This is a genomic window from Paenibacillus periandrae, assembly GCF_022458865.1.
GTDB lineage: Bacteria > Bacillota > Bacilli > Paenibacillales > NBRC-103111 > Paenibacillus_S > Paenibacillus_S periandrae.
In genome coordinates this window covers 212,049-234,847 of the sequence record NZ_JAJNMU010000006.1, presented here as the reverse complement: position 1 = coordinate 234,847, position 22,799 = coordinate 212,049, and the positions used below count along the sequence as shown (strand labels likewise).

At 43.4% G+C, this 22,799-nt stretch carries 20 protein-coding genes; 12 read left to right on the top strand and 8 right to left on the bottom strand.

Translation table 11 applies throughout. The annotated features are described in order from the left end of the window. Positions 1-121: 121 nt before the first annotated feature. Positions 122-2,821, bottom strand: a complete 2,700-nt coding sequence (locus tag LRL21_RS11955; RefSeq protein ID WP_240415996.1) for an MGH1-like glycoside hydrolase domain-containing protein — start codon at positions 2,819-2,821, stop codon at positions 122-124. 90 nt (positions 2,822-2,911) lie between these two features. Here LRL21_RS11955 and LRL21_RS11950 point away from each other — a divergent pair, with 90 nt between their 5' ends. Next, the gene (locus LRL21_RS11950; protein ID WP_240415995.1) at positions 2,912-3,871 is read left to right on the top strand and encodes an AraC family transcriptional regulator; all 960 of its coding nucleotides are present in this window, start codon (positions 2,912-2,914) and stop codon (positions 3,869-3,871) included. Between the two features lie 32 nt (positions 3,872-3,903). Here the strand turns inward: LRL21_RS11950 and LRL21_RS11945 are convergent, their stop codons facing one another. Continuing rightward, entirely contained in the window at positions 3,904-4,662 is a 759-nt protein-coding gene (locus LRL21_RS11945) for an SDR family NAD(P)-dependent oxidoreductase (RefSeq protein WP_240416141.1), read from the bottom strand. A gap of 124 nt (positions 4,663-4,786) precedes the next feature. Between LRL21_RS11945 and LRL21_RS11940 the strand changes: the two genes are divergently transcribed. The 5 genes from LRL21_RS11940 to LRL21_RS11920 all read left to right on the top strand — a co-directional run bounded on the left by LRL21_RS11940 (position 4,787) and on the right by LRL21_RS11920 (position 8,143). Beyond that, positions 4,787-5,179 (top strand): MerR family transcriptional regulator, encoded by a 393-nt coding sequence (locus LRL21_RS11940; RefSeq protein ID WP_240415994.1) that lies wholly within the window; start codon positions 4,787-4,789, stop codon positions 5,177-5,179. 52 nt (positions 5,180-5,231) lie between these two features. After that, a complete protein-coding gene (locus LRL21_RS11935) occupies positions 5,232-6,254 on the top strand; it encodes an AraC family transcriptional regulator (protein ID WP_240415993.1) in 1,023 nt (340 codons plus the stop codon). A 184-nt stretch (positions 6,255-6,438) separates the two neighbouring features. Beyond that, on the top strand, positions 6,439-7,230 hold the full coding sequence (locus tag LRL21_RS11930) for an SDR family NAD(P)-dependent oxidoreductase (protein WP_240415992.1): 792 nt from the start codon (positions 6,439-6,441) through the stop codon (positions 7,228-7,230). A gap of 161 nt (positions 7,231-7,391) precedes the next feature. Next, a complete protein-coding gene (locus tag LRL21_RS11925) occupies positions 7,392-7,898 on the top strand; it encodes a hypothetical protein (RefSeq protein ID WP_240416153.1) in 507 nt (168 codons plus the stop codon). After that, positions 7,835-8,143: a transposase gene (locus tag LRL21_RS11920; protein ID WP_240415991.1), complete on the top strand. Its 309-nt coding sequence runs from the start codon at positions 7,835-7,837 to the stop codon at positions 8,141-8,143. Before LRL21_RS11925 ends, LRL21_RS11920 begins: the two co-directional genes overlap by 64 nt. Positions 8,144-8,184: 41 nt before the next feature. Here LRL21_RS11920 and ku read toward each other — a convergent pair whose 3' ends face one another. Continuing rightward, positions 8,185-9,060: a non-homologous end joining protein Ku gene (gene ku, locus LRL21_RS11915; RefSeq protein WP_240415990.1), complete on the bottom strand. Its 876-nt coding sequence runs from the start codon at positions 9,058-9,060 to the stop codon at positions 8,185-8,187. A gap of 413 nt (positions 9,061-9,473) precedes the next feature. Here ku and LRL21_RS11910 point away from each other — a divergent pair, with 413 nt between their 5' ends. Together LRL21_RS11910 and LRL21_RS11905 are read left to right on the top strand one after the other, a co-directional pair. Beyond that, positions 9,474-9,896: a ribbon-helix-helix domain-containing protein gene (locus LRL21_RS11910; RefSeq protein ID WP_240415989.1), complete on the top strand. Its 423-nt coding sequence runs from the start codon at positions 9,474-9,476 to the stop codon at positions 9,894-9,896. Further along, entirely contained in the window at positions 9,893-10,513 is a 621-nt protein-coding gene (locus LRL21_RS11905) for a hypothetical protein (protein ID WP_240415988.1), read from the top strand. Before LRL21_RS11910 ends, LRL21_RS11905 begins: the two co-directional genes overlap by 4 nt. 61 nt (positions 10,514-10,574) lie before the next feature. On the opposite strand, the gene LRL21_RS11900 is transcribed toward LRL21_RS11905, so the two are convergent. Together LRL21_RS11900 and LRL21_RS11895 are read right to left on the bottom strand one after the other, a co-directional pair. Continuing rightward, positions 10,575-10,736: a hypothetical protein gene (locus tag LRL21_RS11900; RefSeq protein WP_240415987.1), complete on the bottom strand. Its 162-nt coding sequence runs from the start codon at positions 10,734-10,736 to the stop codon at positions 10,575-10,577. A gap of 448 nt (positions 10,737-11,184) precedes the next feature. Continuing rightward, on the bottom strand, positions 11,185-14,442 hold the full coding sequence (locus LRL21_RS11895) for an Ig-like domain-containing protein (RefSeq protein WP_240415986.1): 3,258 nt from the start codon (positions 14,440-14,442) through the stop codon (positions 11,185-11,187). Between the two features lie 906 nt (positions 14,443-15,348). Between LRL21_RS11895 and LRL21_RS11885 the strand changes: the two genes are divergently transcribed. After that, positions 15,349-16,917, top strand: coding sequence for an IS1182 family transposase (locus LRL21_RS11885; protein ID WP_240416140.1), 1,569 nt, complete (start codon positions 15,349-15,351; stop codon positions 16,915-16,917). 153 nt (positions 16,918-17,070) lie between these two features. Then, the gene (locus LRL21_RS11880; RefSeq protein WP_240416139.1) at positions 17,071-17,361 is read left to right on the top strand and encodes a transposase; all 291 of its coding nucleotides are present in this window, start codon (positions 17,071-17,073) and stop codon (positions 17,359-17,361) included. Between the two features lie 389 nt (positions 17,362-17,750). On the opposite strand, the gene LRL21_RS11875 is transcribed toward LRL21_RS11880, so the two are convergent. After that, positions 17,751-18,248, bottom strand: coding sequence for a DinB family protein (locus LRL21_RS11875; protein ID WP_240415985.1), 498 nt, complete (start codon positions 18,246-18,248; stop codon positions 17,751-17,753). A 346-nt stretch (positions 18,249-18,594) separates the two neighbouring features. On the opposite strand from LRL21_RS11875, the gene LRL21_RS11870 reads away from it, so the two are divergent. Beyond that, positions 18,595-19,317: a hypothetical protein gene (locus LRL21_RS11870; protein WP_240415984.1), complete on the top strand. Its 723-nt coding sequence runs from the start codon at positions 18,595-18,597 to the stop codon at positions 19,315-19,317. A 189-nt stretch (positions 19,318-19,506) separates the two neighbouring features. On the opposite strand, the gene LRL21_RS11865 is transcribed toward LRL21_RS11870, so the two are convergent. Beyond that, positions 19,507-20,268: an SDR family oxidoreductase gene (locus tag LRL21_RS11865; protein WP_240415983.1), complete on the bottom strand. Its 762-nt coding sequence runs from the start codon at positions 20,266-20,268 to the stop codon at positions 19,507-19,509. Between the two features lie 28 nt (positions 20,269-20,296). Continuing rightward, positions 20,297-20,665: a MerR family transcriptional regulator gene (locus LRL21_RS11860; RefSeq protein WP_240415982.1), complete on the bottom strand. Its 369-nt coding sequence runs from the start codon at positions 20,663-20,665 to the stop codon at positions 20,297-20,299. Between the two features lie 685 nt (positions 20,666-21,350). On the opposite strand from LRL21_RS11860, the gene LRL21_RS11855 reads away from it, so the two are divergent. Then, the gene (locus LRL21_RS11855; protein WP_240415981.1) at positions 21,351-22,382 is read left to right on the top strand and encodes a sensor domain-containing diguanylate cyclase; all 1,032 of its coding nucleotides are present in this window, start codon (positions 21,351-21,353) and stop codon (positions 22,380-22,382) included. Positions 22,383-22,799 lie beyond the last annotated feature (417 nt).

Genomic DNA, 22,799 nt, shown 5'->3' with positions numbered 1-22,799 from the left:
TGTTTGTTATGACAAAAATTTATAAACAACTTGAAGTCCGGTGAATCATGAACGGAGCGGCCAAATGATCCTGGAGAAGCAAGGATATTTGACGGCGCAGCGGGACTTATTCACCGGACTTCTAGGCATCGACAGCTTGAATCCTTATGGCAGCCTGCGGCAGGCAGTCGGTGATAACTAGTTCCAAGCCACCGCACGGGTTCATTGTCCAAGTTACAACACAACCCGTACTGCTGGCTTCATACTGGCGCCCGCTCGCCATATTGACAATCAAGCTGAAAGGTTGATCGGTAGCCCCTTCATAGCAGAATTTGGCGTTATATGCAGTGAGCGTCTCGTTAAAGGACTGTTCCAGCATCCATACATTGAACCCGACAGAAACCTTGCCTCGTTCATAATAAGCGGCGAACCAGTTCAAGACAGGGGCCGACAGCCCGCCAAAATGATGCCATCCTGCTCCGCGCCCGGTTTGCACGATAAAATGCTCGTAGCAGTTATAAGTCGTTTCCGTTTCTTGTTTCCATACCGTAAGCGCTGTATCGGCAATTCGGAAAGCCAGCTCGGGATGACCCAAGTCCAGCATCGTTTTCCAGAAAAACCACTGGTGAGGCATCCAGACTGCACCGTTCCAGTACCCGTCTGCTCGATAGTAGGGGGCGCTTTGGTCAACTGTCGATATTCCGATTGGCGTCCAGAGCCGGGTTTCATCAAATAACGCGGAGATCAGCCGTTCGGCCCGCTCTTTGGTGCAAATTCCGGCAACTAAAGGATACAGGCCATCCATGCCCCTGTTATAATTGGCGCCTGAAGCATGCCGAAGGATGCCTTCGGGTTGGCCATCTTCGTCATGAACAACATAGCTGTAATATCCGGCTTCTTCATCCCAAGCATACGCTTCAAGCGCTTCACTCCATAAGCGGATATCTGTCTCGTACTCCGGAATATCCTTCAGCCATGCATCCGACATGCGGGCAGCCATTTTAAGTATTTTAGCAGCGCGAATGGCTTGACTTGTAGTAATAACAGGTGCAACTGTAAGCTCCAATGCTTGTGCATGTACATATTTCTGAGGCGGATAGTCGTCCCAACCCCCGGAATTGTAGAAGTAATCCCATGTTTTTAGCAATCCTGAATGGCTTGTAGCTGTTGTGGAGCCGCCGATCTTGCCGGCTAGAAACAAGTAATATTGCCTTAATTGCGGATATAAAGCATGTACGTAGGCTTGAGCTTGGCCGCGGTTCCACAATTCCAGGAACAAATAATGTTGGACAGGCACCGGACTGCCATGATGGATGAAGGCAGCCTGAGAATCCCCCGGCTCAGTCAAATAGGCATTCAAGCAGTCCAGCGCACGCTGGGTATCCAGCTCGGTGAGACCGAGTCCGATAAATCCGGAATCCCACGTATAAAGTGAATCCCACCATCGGCCGGGTGTATGGTGACGGATATAGCTGCGCTTCGTATAAACAGGAAATACCGTATTCGTGAGCAGCGTAGCTCTCATTAATTGCTGGCTGAACAGGTAGGTATCGCCTGTCGGATAGATGGAAGGGCGATTCAGCCCTGCCCTTGCTGCTTGATAAACAATCTCGCACTGCTCATCCTTCAAGGTAAACTGCTGAAGGGCAGCTTGCACCTCCTCGTATGAGCCAGAGCAAACCATGCCGTGCAGGGTAATGGATGAATTCGGCTTCAAGTGAATCGGCCGCATGAAAATATTCGTAAAGTGGCCTTTCTCATTCCCGAGAAGGACCTCGTCGACATGATTGTGAACCGTATGACGCGCATAACGATCCAACTCGTCATTCTTATATTGCCGAACCTCGACATCGGGATAATTCCACATAAGTCCGTAATGATAAGGGCAGTTGTCATACCGGAGAATCAGGCTGCCTGTGACAGGGCCCTCCAGAAGCTCAGGATCCGTTTGCCAGGGTAAGTCAGGGAAAGAAACAGCTTCGATATCAGCTTGTTCGATTAGTGTAAATCCATCTATTATTATGGCTCCTGTGTCTGTCCCGTATAGTTCAACGCTGAACGAGCCTGCAGGGATTCCGCCTACGAGTATAGTTGAAGTACGAAGCTCCTTTGATTTACGCACATTCAAGCGATAGGACTGTTGACCGATTCGAATATCGAGATCTCCGTTTTGAGATGCTTGATATCGGAGGAGAAATGTGCCTTCTTGCAAGGGGGTGTTCAGATGTACTTCATAGTGCAGCAGATCGCATTCATCCTTACCGAAGCCTTGTCCAATGGCAGAGCCGCCGGTATAATGCTGACCGCGAGTTTCTCCACGCAAGTAGCCGTCATACACTAAACCGTCGGATGGGCGAGGGCGTGCAAAGGTCAATTCCTTGTAATCAAGTGAATCTATCCATTGGGCTCCTTGAGGCAGACGAGCCTCAGCGCATATATGAATATCCCTATGTCCCGGAAGCCGGGGCGGTTGAAGGGAAGCCATCCAATGCAGCACCAGGTTTTGAGCATGGTTGGTCTGATTGACGAATCCCGCACGTACCAGACGAGAGTTATCGTCCAGTCGGCTAAATGATATATCCGTGTACACTTCATCCTTCCATTCCAGCTCATGGCGGTGAGAGAAAAAGCTGTAATCTGCCGTAGCTTCCCACGGATGATAGCCGGATTCCCATAACACGGAGGGGATGTCAATCTTTCTTCTATAAAATCCCGGCATTAAGCTGAGGTCAAAGCGTAATCCACGCGCTTGATCGCTGATATGGGAGATGCCCATATATTGCTTCGTATAAGGGCCCCAAGCCGGCAGCCTCAGGTCATGGCCAGCAGGTAAACTTTTCATGCCAAGTACACTCCTTCCATAGTGGCTTTCCTTCTCTTTATTTTAGTTAATTATGTAGAAGAAAGCCTCTTGATATCAGGTAAATATGTCTTGGAATCGGATATTTATGATAAAATAGAGACAAGACAAGAAGAAGTCGGAGGAACCGCTGTGCCCGTTAACCTTGAAGCGTACGATAAAGAACAGGTGGACTATTCGGACCCTTATTTCAGACTGAAGATATGGACCATTCGTCATGCCAATGAGGCATCGGAGCAGTATGGCATTTGGCACTACCATCAAGAAATGGAGTGGATAGCCGTTGTAGAGGGAGTGCTGCGGATGGAAACAACCACTTGCAGCTATGAGCTGCAAGCTGGCGATGTGGTGATGCTCGGCTCCAATGAACTGCATCGCTCTTATAAATATCGGCAGCAAGCGCTGACGTATATTGTTTGTCATGCAGATGTAGCGTCGTTTATGGACCCGTCCTTGCTGCCTTATTATGCTGCATTTACGGGGCGCTCTACCAGCTTGATCCCATTAAACGAGAAGCTAATCAAATACCCGGCATGCAAGCTAGAAGCATTTCGGATTCTCCAATTAATGCTGTTGGATATGTCGGATAAGCAGCGCGGCTATGAGCTGTCTGTAAATGCAAGCTTGAAAGGTCTCCTTCACTTACTCGTTAAAATTGACGAAGATCGGTTAATCGTATCCATGGACCCCCATCTTGCCGAAAAGCTGCGCCCAGCTCTCGCCTTTATCGAAGAAGGTCTCGAAGGTCCTTGCCACCTCACTGCAGTTAGCGGCAAATTGAACTACAATGACAGTTATTTTGCCAAGCTGTTCAAGAAGGGAATGGGGATGACCTTTACGTCTTATGTTCAAATGCGCCGGATGAAGCGGGCGGAGCAGCTCTTGCTGACTGAGGCATGGTCGGTAACAGCAATTAGCGGAAAAGTCGGCTTTACGAGTCCTGCCCAGTTTTATCAATTGTTTAAAAGATACCATGGGTGTTCACCGAGACAATATATGGATAGGCGCATGCATCAGGAAAGGCGGCATTGAACCCGTTATGTAAGCGCCCTAAAGAACGAAGTTTATCTAATCGTTGCTACATAAGGAAAAATAGGATCTTTCAATTCGAAGTTATACGTATAACCATCGACGATACCAACCACTTTGTCGCTTTCATACAGTTCCAGCAAGAATCCCGCCATTTGCGCCGCCGTGTGAAACTTCGGAACGATACCTGTATATTCAAACTGCTCCAGATCCATCGAGCGTTTGGCGAATTCCGTCTCGGTCGCAGCCGGGGCCAGCACTTTCGCCTTCATTTTTGCACCACTCGCTTTCAGTTCGTGGGCAAGGCCTTCCGTAAATGCACTGACATAAAATTTACTCGCGCAATACGTGATCGCATTGCCCACTATTGTATATCCGCCTCCCGATGAAATATTAATGAGCTGCGTTCCTTCCGTTGAGGCGTAGTCGTGAACGTAGAGTGAGCTGAGTAGGGTGAGCGTCTCGATGTTCAGGTGCAGCAGAGCTTGGATCTTGTCCAGATTCTGCTCGCCGACTGAAGCGAAATTTCCGAAACCTGCATTGTTGATCCACGTTTCAATCTGATACGTCTTTAGATCTTCGTAAAGCTTGAGTGCATTGCCGGAAATAGATAGATCCGTTGTTCGAATGACCACTTGAACGTCCGCATGCGTCTGCTGAATTCGAGATTGCAGCTCTTCCAATTTCTCCAGCCTGCGGGCAACGAGAATCAAGTTTTTGCCGCGCGCTGCGAATGCGAGTGCGGTTTCATATCCGATCCCAGAGCTGGCACCTGTAATGACGGTGTATCTCATCATGATTCCTCCTTTTTTTTCCTCTCAGCAAGAATTATACTCATTACAGTTAACTCTAAGTCAACCTAATTTTCAAACTACGTTCGAGCGGATCGTTAATTCCGCAAAGGAGACCAGATACCGCATGTATTCAATTAGTCAGCTTGCCAACTTGTTGGACCTCAGCACATACACCCTGCGTTATTACGAGCGAGAGCAAATCGTTAAGCCAGATCGCAATTCCCAAGGAAATCGAGTCTACAGCGATTTACATCTCCAATGGTTACAATTTGTACTAAAGCTTAAAGAAGCCCAAATGCCCATTGTCCAAATCAAAAAGTATGCGCAATACGTCATGGAAGGCGAGCATACCGCGGAAGCCCGGTTGAATTTGCTGCAAGCTCATCGCGACTTTATTCAACAACAAATCGAGAGTCTGAATGCGACGGATCACGTGCTGGAGGCAAAAATCGCGGGCTACAAAAAGAAGATTGAACAAAAGCAATCCTCCGCTTGCGAGACAAATATGAAGAATTAATGATCAATTTGCGATGCAATGGTATTTCATTAATTACTGGAAGGGGATTGACATGAAATCTGACCTTATAAAATTCCCGCCAGGATTTTGGGAGGGATTGCAACAATTAGGATTTACCCCACACGACGTAGTTCGCAAAGCGCGGCTGCCACTCACCATTATTAAAGAATCCACTGCAGTCTCCGCCGAACAATATTTTAAAATTTGGCAAGCATACTCCGATCTCGTTGGTGACACAGCCAATGGAATCATCAAGCTTGTAACTGTTTTTGAAACAACACAATACCCACCGACTGTTTTAGCGACCTACCATGCTCGTGACTATCGCGATGCCCTTAACCGAATGGCCCGGTACAAGCAACTGTGCCCTCCGGAAAGCTTGCGGATAACCGAAGATGGCGATTACTGTACAATAGAATTGGAATGGATGCATAACGAGCAGCCTGGTCCGCCAGTGTTGGTTGGAACCACGCTGGCCTTTCTGCTAGAGCTCGGGCGACGAGGTACTGGCCAGTCTATCAATGCACGGTCTGTGGAATTTTCCCACGCGATGGGCGATGTAAAAGCGCTTGAAGCTTACTTCGGATGTCCGATTCGGATTGGTGCAGCCGATAACCGATTGACACTGCATCGAAGAGATTTGGACCGCCCCTTTATTTCGTACAACAAAGAGCTGCTGGAGATCCTGATTCCCGTATTGGACCGAACATTGAATGAACAAAGCAGCCGTTCAATTCCCGAGACGGTCAAATGGATCTTGAAGCGCAGCTTAACCGGAGGCCCCCTTGACATTCGGACCGTGTCGAATGAGATGGGTATGAGTGATCGTACCCTGCAGCGCCGTCTTACTGATGAAGGGACAACCTTCAAGCAGCTGCTGACGCAGGCACGACATGAACAGGCGCGAGAATATTTGGCTGACCCCAAGTTTGATATTAAAGAAGTGGCTTTCTTAATTGGATATGAAGACCAGAACTCGTTTTACCGCGCCTTTCGCCTTTGGGAAGGTGAGACTCCTTCAAAATGGCGATTCGAATATTTAAGGGCACACCCTGTTATAGAATCGCCAACCTGACCCGTTCTTCACAGGCTAGCATTTTCCAGGTTTCATTTGGCAGGTTAAGCAAGTAATTTGACGTGGTTCGCTAGTTACGTAACGATCCAGACAAAGTAATATAATCTCTATCCGGAGTACAAGGATGGTCCGAAAATAACTTCTAATTAACTTGCCGAGAATGACAACAAAGGAGACATTTGTTATGGATATGGGATTAAGCAACAAAACAGCTTTAGTAACTGGATCGACGAAAGGTATAGGGAAAGCAATTGCCATTGAACTTGCCAGAGAAGGCGTCAATGTCCTCGTTAATGGACGGAATCATGAAGAGGTAGAGCAGGTAGTAAATGAATTGAAGTCGGAGTTCCCGTCTAGCTCTCCTCAGAATGCTGCAGCCGATATTGTGGATTTGCAGCAAAGAGAGGCTTTATTTAATAAATTTCCCCATGTCGATATTTTGGTTAACAATACGGGTATTTATGAAATTATGTCCTATGAGGATGTTGATGATGAGATTTGGGAAAAATATTTCCGGACGAATGTCCTTGCCGCTAACGGATTATCCAAATTTTATTTGCCTAAAATGTTGGAAAACAATTATGGACGAATAATCTTTATTGCAAGTGAAGAAGCGATTATGCCTTCAGGGCTAATGCCACAGTATTGTATGACCAAATCCATGTTATTATCATTGTCAAAAAGCTTATCTAAACTAACGGTAGGAACGGAAGTCACATCCAATACGATCATGCCAGGACCAACGCTTAGTGAAAATGTATATCAAATCATTGAAAGTATGTTCCCTGATGATATTGCATTTTCCGAAAAAGAGAAGAAATTTATGGCTGCCAACCTGCCTCAATCCGAAATACAGCGGTTTATCAAGCCTTTTGAAATAGGCAGACTGGCTGCATTCGTATGCAGCCCTTATGCATCCGCATTTAAAGGTTCTCCAATCCGTATGGACGGTGGCTTGGTGCCTACAATCTTTTAACAAAATCAGGCAGAATTCCCCGACTTCCAACGACAATGCCCTCCAACCGCTGTCGTTAAGACGGGGATGAATGGCATTTTTCTTGTAGCAAAAGGATTAGACTCCTGCTAAAATGGGAATATACGTTCGTTTTCATCTCCAGAGAAGGAAGTGAAACCAGCATGATTCGCTGTATAAAAACAGAATTCCGAACGACAAAAGAGAATCTAAATCGACTGTTTGCATGCAATCGAATATCCGCAGAAATATGGAACGAATGCCTGACCCACGCTAGAAATTATGCAAGCCAACACGAGGGGAAATGGATCAGCCAATCGCAGTTGCAATCCGAACTGAAAGGTCAATTTCCCCTACACTCTCAGTCGGTCCAAGCGGTTCAACACGAAATGGGTGGACAAAGCTTTCCAGATAGAGGGAATACCCTACAACTCAGTTTAGGGGTGTGGAAGGGAAAAAGACAACAAGCCATCTGGATTACAGTGCCTCGCCTGCCTGCTGCAGAGATCAAAGAAATCGAACTCGTGTTTGATCGAAAACTCATGATTTCAATGAGTTACGATGATGGAAAAGCAGTTGTGGAAAATATTGGAAAAAATTGGTTGGCGTGGATTTGGGTGAGATTCATTCCATTGCCGCAACGACCACCGAGAACAAATCCATCATCATAACAGGCAGAAAGCTAAGAAGTGTTCACAGACTCAGAAATAAGAAGTTAGCAGAAATTCAGCGGCTCATGAGCAAATGCAAGAAAGGCAGCCGGCAGTGGAAGCGATATAACCGAGCCCACAAATACATATTGAGTAAGAGCGAACGGCAAATGAGCGATGCGATCCACAAAACAACCCGACAATTTGTACAGTGGTGCATGGAAAATGAAGCCAAAGAAGTGGTCATTGGACAAGTTAGTCAATGAGTCTTTTGAAAGCTACTTCTTTTGAATGAGGTAGCTCTATTTTAGTTTGTGTAATTCTCTGTAGAGACATCATTCAAATTTTGGTCAATATGAAAAGGTATTGTTTCATCTCTTTGATCTGGGCTAAGAGTTCGGTTTATTTCTTTTACGGATTCGATACTTCGTTGTATGGCTGCCACGATATCCTTAATGCTTTCCTCCCCATCCTCCTGTACTACTCTTGGTACGGAAGTAGGTAATATTTGATTCGTAATTTTTGCGTTGATGATTGCTGTCAATTCCTCTTTTTGGTGATTTCTAAATTGTTCATGGGTAAACGGAGTGGACAGAGCGTCTACAAGACGAGATATGGCTTCGAGCGCGGATGGATGTATACCTGGTTCCAAAGCAGAGATACTTACATTGGGACGGACTTCATCAGCATAATACATTAAACTAAGTACGATACCTTCCCCAACTGCTCTTACAGCAGCCAAGCACCGATTGGAACGTATGGTAATATACCCAATGCCAATCTTATTACTTTTCTGTAAACTAGTCTGAAGTAAGTGAAAGGCTTGTTGACCTACTTGTTCCGATGCACAATAATAATGCTTCTTGAAGTAGAGTGCATCAAGTTCATCTGCATTAACAAACTGATCCAGCGAGATACATTTATCAGAATCTCGGGAGATGTTATTTAGCTCGCTATCAGTGATTTCAATATAATGACCGCCTCCAAGATCGTATGTACGTTGTATGTTCTCTTTTTCTACGGTCACATTGCAGTTTGAACAAAACTTTTGATGTGATATGGATTTTCCGCATGTATCGTGGAGTTGTTTAAATGAAATATCCTTGTCCTCATTAGCAGAGTATAACTTGACCGGAAATTGTAATTTTGCAATTCTAATTGTCCCGTTCCAAACGGAATGCATTTGTGATCATCTCCTTTATTAATTTCAAACCACTTATTAACGTTGAGAATTCCAAAAAAGCCCTTGATTTTCCGGATGCGGACACTCAGGGTTCTATTACTTTCAATAGCATTTTAATTCCACCCCAGCTGCTTCTCCAACACCTTGTATTACTTGTGTGGCTTAGGGTTCTTACGAACGATAATTTCCTTCTGAACCTTTTGAGCCAGTTTACAAAATTGAATCGCAATTTCCTTCTGGACCTTTTGCTTATTCAACATGAAACCCTCCTCTTCCTTATCTAATAGATTATTTTTGGAAAACGTATATATCCCCTCCCCCACTCATAGCTTGTACTAAGGAGTGGTCAAGTGGTCAAGTGGCCCTAGAGTTATATCGTAAATTGGATGCAGCATCCTAAGGGGGGAAGAGGTTTGTTTTTAAATCAGATTATTGAAGAAACAAGAAATCAATCCAATACTAAGAAGGAAAAGAACCAGCCCCGAACAAAAGAGCGCAAAACTCGTTCGGACAAAATTCATGATATTCGATTTCCAGTAACTCCAGTTGAACAAATGATGCTTCGGCGTATCGGAAAGTCATTGAATCTGACAGAAACTTCCAGCTGCACACATCTATTAATGACCGCCTTGCAGCGGAGAGATCAGAGAATACCCAGTTACCCATATGAGGACACGAGAAGATACATGCATGTTAAGCCTACAGAAGAGTGGTACAAGATTATTGCTGAATTAGCCATATATTATGATGTTTCTGAGCGTCAAATGGTGTATCGGTTGATCCATTATGCTATAGAAAGTAGAATGTCCATTCAAGGAGGGCAGAGCCTAATATGAAACGCGAAGCTCAAAAGTCACCCCTTATTTTAGATCCAGCTCTTACAAAGGATAGGCCGATAACCTGGCAGCTGCTAACATCATTATTTAGATCGCAGACTGAGAAACCTTCAAAATACGATTCTATTATGATTAAGCTCCCGCATACTGAATTTTCTCGCATCGAGGTTTTTTTAGATGATATCAGCGATTCAACGGATGGAGAATACTCAATTACATTTATAGGGTTAACTTCGATTCTATTAGCCGATTTTCTTAAACAAATTAGTATAGGGATCCCCTTATCGAATTTAGCTGAAGCATTGATGGCAAAACATACTAAATACCTGCAGCCCTTTCAAAGTGACTTAAAGCAGCAATCTATTAACCGCTGGAATTTGGTTGAAAGTAAAGTTCCAGCGCCGCGGCGTAAATACAAGATCATTTCGTTTCAGATCCATCTAAAGGCATTACGCAGAATGACCGTACTGCTCATGGATCTAAATAATATCAATCCGGATTTTTCTATGACCATAGAAGAAATTATCACAGTCCTGCTAAGAGATTTTGTTCATGAAATTCGAACTAAAGATCATAGTGAAATCATGAGCGTTTTCGTAGATTGGTTATCTGAATAAGTCATAGAAGAGTTAGTATTAGCCATTGTTTCCAATTTTCTTCGTTTTATACATGCGATCGTTATTTTTTTTTATTAAGTATATCATTAATAGTTTTTTTGGCTTTGGCCATACTTTTGTCATGAGCTTTGACCTGCTTAATGATATCATCCAGCTGTTCTTTATAAGAGGGGAGACGCTTAAAATCTCCTTTTATTAATTTCCCTTTTTTTTCTTCTTTCACAATGGACCACTTCTTTCTAAGATTCATTTAGATCTCAGTATGGTCATGTGATAAGCATATTAAACTACTAAAAAAATAGGATCTGTTAATATTTACTGTTGATTATTCCATAAAATTATAGGAAACCCCAAAGATAATGGTTTCCCCAATTTTCCAGCTAATTCCTTTGGAATCTGATATAAAACAAAAATCGTGGCTAACCAGAGTAATAATTCCAGAATATATTTAATGTAAAAATACCAAACTCCAAACCCAAAAAAACTGACTTGAAGTAAGCATAAATATTATTGATGAAATTAAAAAAGGATCTGCCGTGGCAGATCCTTCATCGTTTTTATAGAGACCTTTATGGAGCTATGTGCCCGTTATCGCAATGACCTGGCTTTCTCTGTGACTTCAGGCAATCACGGAAGTGCTGGCAAAAAAAAGTACCCGCACGGTGTTCCTATTACTTATCTTGTAACTGAGCCAGTAATGCTTTAATCTCTGGATTCAATTCCAGAGTTCTCAACATAATAGCTAACGCCTCAGAACGAGTCGCAGTGCTGTTAGGATAGAATTGACCTTCTTGCTTTCCAGAAATAATTCCAGCTTCAGCAGCTTGCTGAATTTGATCTTTATTCCATGCTCCGTCTACATCTTTGAACGTAGAAGTAGAAACTTTAGTGGCCTTAGCCAAATCTACCAGTCTCGATACAATAGCGATTACTTCTGCACGAGTGATACTAGCATCTGGTCTAAATGTCCCATCTTCATAACCATTAATGATTCCACCATTTACTAATTTTTGCACGTCTGCAGCAGACCAATGATTAGCGACATCTTTCAATTGCACACTGCTACCAGCAGTATCACCAATTTTAAACGCTCTAACGATTAGAGAAGCAAACTCAGCACGCGTAGTACTAGCATCCGGTTTAAATTGTCCATCGGGGAATCCATCAACGATACCAAGTTGATTAAGAATTCGAACCGTTTTCACTGACCAATGATTAGTGATATCAGTAAAGTTTTGAGGAGCCTTGCTGGAAGCAATAACTTCTTTAATAGCTTGAATGATAGCATTAACGTTTGATTTTTCAGAAATCAAACCATTTGTTGTGCTTGGAGTTGTAGCATTTGGATCATTATTAACTGGTACTTCTGGTGTTGGTGTGGTAACAACTGGTCCTCCACCGCCGCCGGAACTTCCGCCACTGCTTTTATAGAACGTGATAGTAATATCTTTAGATCCAGTAATTCCAGATCCATCTTTAGCTGTAGCAACAACTTTAACAGATCCACCAGTTAGTGCAGTTAACACGCCAGTTTCACTAATAGTTGCTGTACCTGTGCCATGAACAACAGACCAAACAACTTCTTTATTTGCTGCATTATCCGGTGCTACAGTTGCCGTAAAAGCAATGGTGTTATTCACATACACACTACTCACATCACTGTTGACAGTAATTCCTGTCACAGCAATTGGAACTACTGCAGCAGCGATTACAGTAATAGTTTTTGTACCCTTAATTGCAGAACCGGAATAAGTTGCAGCCGTTACTGTAACAGCTCCTTCTTTAACACCTGTTAGCAATCCAGTTATAGCATCGATATTTGCTGTACCTGTATTATTATACACCGACCAGGATACGCTGTTATTTACTGCGTTTGAAGGAGTTACTGTAGTGCTTAATTGCAATGTTTGACCAACGATTACTTGATCTGTGTTTGGTGTAATTACTGTAATGCTGGTAGGTAATACAGTTACCGGAGGGGTGATAACGATGTCGATAATAGAAGCTTCTGCATTCGAACCATCTGTAGCTTTACCAGTTACTGTTACTGTTCCTGCAGAAACCGCAGTTAACAATCCAGAAGAACTAATAGTAGCGCTTCCTGTGATTGGTGTTACACTCCAGGCAATTGTCTTGTTAGTTGCATTAGCTGGCAAAATCGTAGCGTTAACTTGAAGAGTGTTTCCAGCTACAACATTTTTAGGGGCGCTGCCAGTATCAAGAGATACATTAGTAATAAATATGTCGGAAGAAGTAATAGTAATAATTTGTTTAGATACTACTGAAGATCCATCAGCACTTGATACTGTTACTTCTACTACACCGACGCCTGTAGGTGCTAACACCCCTGTTGAACTAATAGTAGCAGACCCAGTCGTAGCTGGAACAACAGAATAAGTAAGAGTTTTATTTGTTGCATTGTTCGGAGTTACAGTTGAGTTAATTTGTAAAGTGTTGCCCATAGAAACTGTATTAGCAGAAGTAATGGAGATTCCTGTCACAGGGACAGTTGCCACAGGTGGTGTTTCCACTGTAATTGTAAAAAGACGATTTACTCCACTACCGTCAGCGGCAACAGCCTTAACCGTTACAGTACCCGCATTCACTCCTGTTAAAACTCCAGCCTGAGTAATAGTGGCCGAACCCGTTTGCCCAAAAGCGGACCAAACAACATTCTTATTAGTTGCATCAACCGGTAGTACATCAACAGTCAGTTGAATAGTGTCACCAACATACACAGAATTAGTAACACTATTACTTGAAATAGTAATTCCTGTTACGGGTTTTGGTACTGCAAGAACAGTAACCGTATGAGTGTTAGATACAATTCCCGATCCATCTGCTGCTGTCGCCTTCACATCTACGGCTCCAGAAGATACTGCAGTGAGTACTCCAGTTACAGAATTGATGGTAGCCGCAGTACCTGTTAGTGACCAAGTTACTGCTTTATTAGTGGCAGTACTAGGAAGAACTGAACTGGTCAGTGTTATTGTATTGCCTTCCACTACCGAAGTAGAGCCTGCAACTACAATGCTGTTTACTAAGATTGGTGGCGCTGTAACAGTAATTGTTTTAGTTCCCTCTACATATGAACCGTCCTGAGCCGTTGCGATGACTTCTACAGTTCCTACAAGAGCAGCTGTAAGTAAACCGTTAGCATCAATAGAACCAGATCCTGTTCCACCACTTACTGTCCAAGTTACTTGTTTGTTAGTAGCAGTAGCTGGTAAAACATTAGTACTGAATTGCAGTGTGCCGCCAGATACTACTGAGTCAGCTGTACTTGTTACTGTAATTCCAGTAACTGCAATAGGAGCTGCTGTAATAGTAATTACCTTAGTGCCAGTCTTATTAGACCCATCAGTCGATTTGGCAGTTACTGTAACAGTTCCTGCAGTTTTAGCAGTTAACAATCCTGAGCTACTAACAGTAGCTACCGCAGTACTGGAAGAAGTCCAAGTCACTGCACTGTTAGTTGCGCCTACTGGAGCTACTGTTGCTGTCAATTGTAGAGTTGCACCAGTATTCAACGAAACAGCGTTACCTGCGGAAGTTACAGTAATTCCAGTAACGAGTATTGGCGTTATCGTAACAATAACTGAAGTTCCCTGGTTAGAGCCGTCATTAGCATCTGCCTTAACTACGACAAGTCCAGGCGTTATAGGCGTCAATAATCCCGAACTTGAGATCGAAGCATTGCCAGTAGCAGGCATTATTGACCATGTCAATGTTGGGTTTGTTGCATTAGCAGGCAAAACAGTAACACCCATCTGCAGTGTTCCACCCATTGCAACAGTCGCGGCAGGGTTGGTAATAGTTACAGATGATACTAATATCGGAGCAGCAAAAGCTAGTCCCGGTAAAACGGATATAATTAACAAAGTAAAAATAACTACTGTCGATAAAGACTTTTTAAGTAGACCATTCACGATTGCAAACCTCCAATGTATTGTTGTGAAACATTACCATTTTACATGGTTAACTGCCCTCCTGATGCAGAATAAAGTGGACACTATATAAGTCAGCGCTTAGCTGGTTACAACCATTGGAGTAAATAAATTTTAGATTAGTTAATCAGATTTGAATACTAATCGATAATATATTTAATTGTACAGTTATCGCAAAATCAGAGGTAAGTTTAATAGCAGACCTGTTGATTAACCAGATAACTCTAACCTCAACAGAGACTTACGTTTGAATGAAGCGCTGAAAACAAATGATCCATTCAACGGGTAACTTACCAAGAACGAAAAAGCGTGAAAACTGACCAAACGAGAGCCTTGCATGCCGAGGCATTCCCGAGGAAACGGCGCCAAATAACCAGGTAAGCATATGCCAGGTCCATCACCAAGATGAAAGAGGACGGAGTCAGGCTTTCGCTCACAGGTCCGTCGTGTCGGGAGCCGACGGTTTCCACAACTTGCAGCGGTTGCTGCGTCTCAGCCTGAAGGGCTATATGCAATTTGATTCCTGCTCGTTCGCCATGATAAGGGGCCCAAGGTAAACAGGCTTTACCTACCGTCACCGTGGTGGTGGTTATTCAACATTGGTAATGTGTATCCTTTCGACAATATACAACAAAAGTCCTTCAAAGTAATCTATTTCTAGAAAATCAACAAAATAGGCCCTAGATCCCGTAGGATGGGGGCAAAAATTGAAACTCAGACAATTAAATATCAACCATTCGCTTTTAACAGAGCCGAAAAATAAAAGAGGCTGTCCCATAAGCTATGAAAATGGCTACGGACACCTCTTTTCAATTTTTCACAACAAAAAGAAACCGTTCTTTGGTAAAATGGAGGTACCCCCACCCACTTACAAAAGGAACGGTTTCTTTGTACATTCAATATACCATGGACCAACTATGCTTGCCAATGGATTTGGAAGAGGACATTCCTCTAAATCATCTCGTTCGTGTCGTTAATGAAGCCGTGAATAAGCTTGACGACGCCATCTTTGACGCGGCTTATCCCGGAGGTGGACGAGACAGCTATCATCCGAAGATGCTAACCAAAGTCATCATCTACGCCTACACTCAGCGTGTCTATGCCTCCCGACAGATCGCCAAAGCTGTCCGTGAAAACATCATGTTCATGTGGATCGCGGGTAGACAGCGTCCGGATTTCCGTACCATCAACCGGTTTCGTTCTGAGCGAATAAAAGACGTGTTGGAGGCCGTGTTTACGGCGGTTCTTCAATTTCTAGCCGATGAGAACTACGTGCAACTTGAAAACTACTTTGTCGATGGGACTAAAATCGAAGCCAATGCCAATCGGTATACGTTTGTTTGGGGCAAGGCTGTAGTGAAGCACAAAGCCAAGCTTCAGGAAAAAGTTCAGACGCTATTTGCCACCATCGAAGAAACGGAGAAACAAGAAGAAAAGACCCATGGCAGTGGAGACCTGCGTGAGCTAGGCGAAGCTTCGCAGATGACGAGTGAAAAACTGGAGCTTGCCGTCAAGCAATTGGAAGCAAGACTGCAAGAAAAACCGAAAAACAAGCCGCTGAAGAAAGCCGTACGTACACTACGAAAAGACTTTCTCCCCCGCCTTCAAAAGTACGAAGCGCATGAAGAAGTTTTAGGAAATCGTAACAGCTATAGCAAAACCGACAAGGACGCCACATTTATGCGGATGAAAGAAGACCACATGCGAAACGGCCAGCTAAAGCCGGGCTACAATGTGCAGATGGGTACCGAAAATCAATTCATCCTCGGCTACAGTGTACACCAACGGCCTACAGATACACGCTGTCTCATCCCTCATCTTGAAAAAGTAAAATCGCAGCTGGGCAAACTCCCAAGCACCGTTATTGCTGATGCAGGCTACGGCGGTGAAGAAAATTACGATTATTTAGAGCGAAATGAAACCGAAGCCATCGTCAAATACAGCACGTACCACCGTGAAAAAAGCAAGGGATGGCAAAAGGATATTAGCAAAATAGATAACTGGACTTATGACGCCGAACAAGATACATGGACGTGCGCAGCTGGGCAAACCCTCGTATTCCGCAGAGTGAGCAAGGAGAAGACGGAAAGTGGCTACGAAATAGAATATCGTCATTACCGAAGTGCAAGTTGTGAAGGCTGTCCGTTAAAACCGCAGTGTACGAAAGCCCAGGGAAATCGCGAAGTCAAAGTAAGCTTGAATTATGTACGATTAAAGAACCAGGCACGAGAAAAACTCCGTAGTGAAGAAGGCTACAAGCTAGCCGTCAGGCGGATGATTGAACCGGAGCCTGTATTTGGTGACATCAAGAACAACCGTGGCTTCAAAAGATTCCTGCTTCGAGGCTTACCCAAAGTAAGCCTGGAGGTCGGGTGGCTTTCGCTCGCCCATAACCTGTTGAAGAAAGCAGCAATAAACGCAAAAAGCAAAGGAGTTAAGCACAGACAAGTTGCTTAACTCCTTTGCTCATTTAAACATTCATTTTCACTGAAGATCCGACGTGTCGCGGATCTTTCAATTTTGACTTATGGGACAGCCTCATCGCCTGCGGTCATAGGTATCGGTATTGAAGGCGTACAGCGGAACACGAAAAAGAAAAGAAGAAAGGTAGTGAACCAAAAGTTATCCAATTGGAGCTTTGGCAAGATCCAGAAGCAAATCCGATGCAAGTTTGAAGCATATGGAACCCGCGTGAAAACGATCGATGAAAGCTATACGAGCCAACAATGCCCTTGTTGCGGTAGACGGAACAAGACGTCTACAAGAAATTACAGATGTTGGTGCGGCTATAAGGAGCATCGGGATGTCCATGGGAGCAAAGGGATCTTATCCAAGCAACTGTATGGAGAGATCCGACATTTGGGAGAAACCCAAGAGATCAAGTATCTACGGATAGCCTAAAGCTAGAAGTAGTAGATGGTGAGGTTCCCACCCACTTGCGAAAGTGTTGCTTACGATAGCTTGCTGTCAACGTTTCCGCTATCAGGGTAGTGAAAGACAGCAGCCAACCTGCTGTTTTGTAGAAAGTTACGGTAAGTAGTAGTAAGAAACTCCTGCCTCTAAGCAAAACGTAGGCAGGGGAGGTTCATTATTAACTCTATTACGAGTGAACTACTGAGATGTAAATGTGTTATTTGGCGAGAGCTGGATTGAGCGAACTGCTTGATCGGTATAAACGTAAAGGCGAGTAAGAAAATAACGCTAAGCCGGTTATATCCGAAGGCTTAGCGTTTATTTTCGTTAAAATGTTGGCGGGACCCTTTTAAGAGGTCGGATTCTAGAAACTTAGTTCATTGGGCTTCCTCGTCGGCCGTAGGACCGTAGATGCCTGGCACCGGAATATCGAGAAGCCGCAAGTATACCCCGAGCTGCGCCCGGTGGTGGACCATGTGGCTTAATCCGAAGGTGCGGAGCGCGATCGCCCGCGGCTCGCGGAGAATAATATGGTCGCCATGGCGAAGCGTCCATTCCTCGCCTAGTGCTTTCTCGTCGCAGTCGGCGAGCAGCTTCTCAAGCTTACCTACGTTCGAGTCGAACTCCTCCAGAATGTCAGCGCGTTTTTCTAAAGGCTCCCGCCGCTGCGGCACGGTGGAAAGATCGAAATCAGGGAACTGAAAAATCGCAATTTGCCAGTTCAGCAGGTTGATCAGATGCGTGGCAAGTCCACCGAGCGTCATCGATTTTTGGTGCGGCTTCCACGACATATGCTCCTCGGGCAAGCGTTCCAGAATACGGCGCGTAGTGGCCAGTTCATGCGTTGCGTCGCCGACGATCAGTTGTTTAACCATGAATTTTCTCCTCCTTTATGACTCTAGCATACTATAAACCTCAGTCGAGTGGAAAGCTCTGGTAACCACTGATTATAATATTGCGTGATTATTCCTGATAGCTGAATAACGGTATGCTTCATTACCGACCTTGTCCTTCGTTTTTGTGAAAAAGAGTTTCGTGCGGTGTCGAATTATTCCAAACATCGCCGCTGCTCTTTTTTGCTCATTAAGTACAGGCAGGATTATATGGTATTTGGGCTTGAACTATTTACTATATGGTATAATAATACATATTTATCTTTATTTTTGGGATGTCTGAATCAATACGGTTGTATTATGAACAGCTAGACAGGAGGAATTACAAATGCTGCTGAAAGATACAGATCAACTGGACGATCTTAAGGAGTTTCTAATCAACTGCTATGGAAGGTACCAAAGCTCCTACGGTGTGCCAGTGGACGAGCTTCCTGCATATCTGCCAAAGGCGTTGCATGACTTATATGCGTTTGCAGGACGCTGGAAAGATGGTTCGGGTGATCATCTCGAGAACTCTCCAGAAATATTTCAACAGCAGGATTGTCTTTATTCGGTGGATCGACTGAAGAAGGATGCGGATAAGATTACGTTTCTCGAGGAAAATCAAGCAAACTGGACTTGCCAGGTGGAGGCAGGAAACAACGATTCTCCTGTCTACTGTGACGAGCACCTGCTTTGGGATGACAACGCAGAGGGATATCTCATCGTAAATGACTCTTTATTTCATTTTCTGAAAAGCTTTTGTTTACAGGAGGTTGTTGTTGGCTGCAAACATCTTTATATCATAGAAGGAAAACTAGATAATATACAGATGTTGTTTGATAAGCCGATTGAAGATGTATGGCTAAATGGATACTATATTAGCCCCAAGGAAGAGGGACCTACTCATACATTTTATCGATGCGGGGACGTTTTGGTCATGGAGCGTTATGGTGATTTTTGGTTAGGATCTAACTGTGATTTGCCTGCAGCCTTGAATGAGGATACCTTGTCTTCAATCAAACTGAGAAAGATTAAATCTGTCACGAATGTTGAACAAGTCAACGAATGAAGATGCGTTATTTCAAAAATGACTAGGGACCAGATCACCACGCGGCAACTGCTTCCTGGTTTAGTTGAATAAGGGAGAACTATAATAAGAAAACTCGCCAATATTGCGGCGAGTTTTCTTGTTTATATATGCCAATAACAAAAATTCAAAACACGGTACACACTGTTGGTACTTTATTCGCAATAATAGTCACTCCATTGAACCTTTCATTGCCTTGTACATATTTTCTACGTGCTTGTCAACATCATCCCGCGACATGCGTAAGCGATCCACGGAAGTACCATATCCAATTTCCTTTTTACCCTCTTCTAGTCCTTTGAAAATTCCATCTGCGAAGGCATCTAATGGTTCTCCATGAACATGTAACCCCGCTCCACCTAATTCTGTATTCACTGCTGGAGGAGCAACTTCAATGACTTCTACAGACGTTTCAGCAAGCTGGTGTCTTAGACTCACTGTAAATGAATGAAGCGCCGCTTTTGTAGCTGAATAAATCGGAGCGATCACAAACGGTGTAAAAGCCAGCCCGGATGTCACGTTAATGATAGCTGCTTCTGCTTTTGTTGCCAAATATGGAGCGAACAGCATAGAGAGATGGAAAGGTGCTTCAATGTTGGTTGTGATTTCATTATTGAAATAACTCCAATTGTTTGTCGCATCCGCTTTTAACACATTAAAGCGTTGTTGAATCCCTGCATTGTTAACTAACACATTCACTTCTGGATAGTTCGTTGTTACCCAATCAAACAAGGCAACACGCTCGGATTCAATATTCAAATCACTCACACGAGTAATAAGACCTGGGAATTTTTCCTTCGCATTAAGAAGAATATGTTCACGGCGTCCAGTAACAATGACGGTATTGTCAGCTTTGATAAAACGTTCTGCAAAAGCTAATCCTATCCCGGCACTTCCGCCGGTAATTAGTATTGTATTTCCTGAAAGCTTCATGATCGTTCCTCTTCTCCATTATTTTATCTTATTTATGTTGAATGCGTTGGGTATAACGTGTAATTTTTAGTTGAATTCCCTTTAGGGATTTGGTCATCGATGAAATTTCAGCTAGCACGGCTTGCTTGTGATGATTCATCATTTCAAGTCGCATTTCAATGGTTTTGTCTCCTTCTATCACCCAATCAATATATTGCTTAATATCACTTATTGGCATGTGCGTGCTTTTTAAACAAATAACGGTTTCGAGAAGCGATAGTTGATCTTCTGAAAATAACCGTCTACCAGCTGCATCACGCTCGATTAATGGCAGTAATCCTTTTTTTTCATAATAACGTAACGTTGATTCAGGAATATTGAATTTGGTGGCAGCTTCGCTAATTGAACAATATTTCATTTGGAGACCTCCAACATCTATCTTACTTCGTCGACAGGAATATCATACGACTTAAACCTTGGTTTAAGTCAACAAAAATTATTTTAGGCTGTCCCCGTTAATGACCCTGTATGTCAATAGCTATTAAAAAGGAAATGTATTCATTTATGTCGAATTTCTTAGTTATGATACGGATAACAAACAAAGCTACCTTAAAATATATAGCCATCATTTTATTGTTTCTTAGTATTCTTCATGGCCTGCGATGGGCTTGGTCCGAAGTTTTTTTGACATCGAACCACCATCCTGCTGTTAATGGCGTACTCGACATACGTGGTTTGGATTTGGAAAAATCCTCCTCATTCTATTTGAACGGAGAATGGGAATTCTACCCCCAAAAGTTAATTTCAAGTCAGAATATGCAGTCGGGTGAAAACCAAATCCGCAATATACAGGTTCCGGGAGAATGGAGAGGCGTGCTGAATAAGGATTCGGGTTCCTCATACGGATACGGAACTTATCGACGATCACCTGCGTTGGTACTCCATTGGCTTTCAACTTGTTACGTTTACTATTTTACTGCTGCATGGCCTATATGCTTGTATTCTCTACTTCTTCAATCCTCAGGAACGTACTTTGCTGTTTACGGGTCTGTTAACGCTGGTGGTTGGAATAGTATTCCCCATTACGAATTGGATAATGTTGTTTGGAAAAGACATCAACCGCAGTTGCGATAGCAGAAGTTATTAAAATTTTAGGGCTGCATGGCAAATCTTACTATGATGGGAGTGTTTGTACAGTGCAATTCAATAACGAATACCAAATGTATAAAGATTTTAAAGAAGCAGCCAATGATATCCTGATTATGGCAAACAGATGTATGGTCAATAACATGGTCTACCTGACCAAGATTTCCAAAACTGAACAAACCATTTTGGAGGTTCTAGATACTAAGACGGGATGTTTAATTACCGAAGGCATGGAAATTCCTCTGGATAGCACACTCTGCAACCGTATTGACTTTACGGTCGGGGCTCCTCTGATTTATGAAGACCTGAGCAAGGCCCAAGGTCTGGACAGCTTAAGAAAGCAATTGGTGGAGGCGAATGTAAATTCATATCTCGGCGTACCTATCATACTGAGTGACGGTAAAGTATTTGGTACTTTGTGTTCTGTTAACTCCATTCCCACAAAAATAAGGGAAGAGGACGCCATGTTATTTCAAAAGATATCCAAATTATTTACTTACTTTCTGGAATTGGAACGGCTGGCCTACAGAGATGGATTGACGGGACTTTTTAACAGGCAGTTTTTGTACAAATATTTCGCGCAAAATTCCAACCAATGTGGTACTCTAATGTTTTTGGATTTAGACGGATTTAAGGCGGTCAATGATATTCATGGCCATGATGTAGGTGATCTGGTTCTAAAAGAGACGGCACGCAGGCTAGAAACGTTTGTGGACAAGCATTACGGATTCGCTATCCGCTTGGGCGGAGATGAGTTTATTATATATTTAATAGGGATAACGGATAAGCAGGAGATTATAGATAGTGCCAATGAAATACTCCGCTGCATGTCATCTTGGGACACTCTATTAACAGAATCACATCTATCCGTAAGCATTGGGATTGCTTCATATTCCAATGAATCGGAAAGCATTAATCATTTAATGAAAAATGCGGACAACGCACTTTATCGGGCTAAAGCAAGTGGGAAAAATAAGTATCAGTTTTAGTTTAGGCTTAATGCCTATCGTAAGTGAAATCTAAAGGGAAAGTTTTTAATAAACAAGGAAGGCAGCCGATGCAGATTGTACGGATACCTTTCTTGTTGTCAGGCAAGAGGTCGTGCAAACTAATAATCATCTCAATAAAGGGTAGGAATTGGAGGGCACGCAACGACATCAATTATTCTTGGATCAATGCCATAAAACATCCAAAACGCTCCATTCCACCTATAACCTGATACTTCACCGTACTCTACACGAGTCGGGTAAAACCAGAAATTGTCTCCATTCAGCAGCCAGACATAGGTGTTCTCATATAAACAATCAACTACATAAGATACCTCAGGCTTTGGGGGGATGAATGAAGGTGGAGGAGAGAGCGGTTGTCTCATATACACCTGTGGTAGTGGGGTAAAGAACATTGAA

Excerpts from the sequence above, each read along its gene's own strand:
- LRL21_RS11945 (WP_240416141.1), bottom strand. The coding sequence starts at position 4,662 with ATGAGATACACCGTCATTACAGGTGCCAGCTCTGGGATCGGATATGAA.
- LRL21_RS11940 (WP_240415994.1), top strand. The coding sequence starts at position 4,787 with ATGTATTCAATTAGTCAGCTTGCCAACTTGTTGGACCTCAGCACATAC.
- LRL21_RS11930 (WP_240415992.1), top strand. The coding sequence starts at position 6,439 with ATGGATATGGGATTAAGCAACAAAACAGCTTTAGTAACTGGATCGACG.
- LRL21_RS11865 (WP_240415983.1), bottom strand. The coding sequence starts at position 20,268 with ATGAAGCTTTCAGGAAATACAATACTAATTACCGGCGGAAGTGCCGGG.
- LRL21_RS11925 (WP_240416153.1), top strand. The coding sequence starts at position 7,392 with ATGATTCGCTGTATAAAAACAGAATTCCGAACGACAAAAGAGAATCTA.
- ku (WP_240415990.1), bottom strand. The coding sequence starts at position 9,060 with ATGCATTCCGTTTGGAACGGGACAATTAGAATTGCAAAATTACAATTT.
- LRL21_RS11870 (WP_240415984.1), top strand. The coding sequence starts at position 18,595 with ATGCTGCTGAAAGATACAGATCAACTGGACGATCTTAAGGAGTTTCTA.
- LRL21_RS11905 (WP_240415988.1), top strand. The coding sequence starts at position 9,893 with ATGAAACGCGAAGCTCAAAAGTCACCCCTTATTTTAGATCCAGCTCTT.
- LRL21_RS11875 (WP_240415985.1), bottom strand. The coding sequence starts at position 18,248 with ATGGTTAAACAACTGATCGTCGGCGACGCAACGCATGAACTGGCCACT.
- LRL21_RS11935 (WP_240415993.1), top strand. The coding sequence starts at position 5,232 with ATGAAATCTGACCTTATAAAATTCCCGCCAGGATTTTGGGAGGGATTG.
- LRL21_RS11955 (WP_240415996.1), bottom strand. The coding sequence starts at position 2,821 with ATGAAAAGTTTACCTGCTGGCCATGACCTGAGGCTGCCGGCTTGGGGC.
- LRL21_RS11860 (WP_240415982.1), bottom strand. The coding sequence starts at position 20,665 with ATGAAATATTGTTCAATTAGCGAAGCTGCCACCAAATTCAATATTCCT.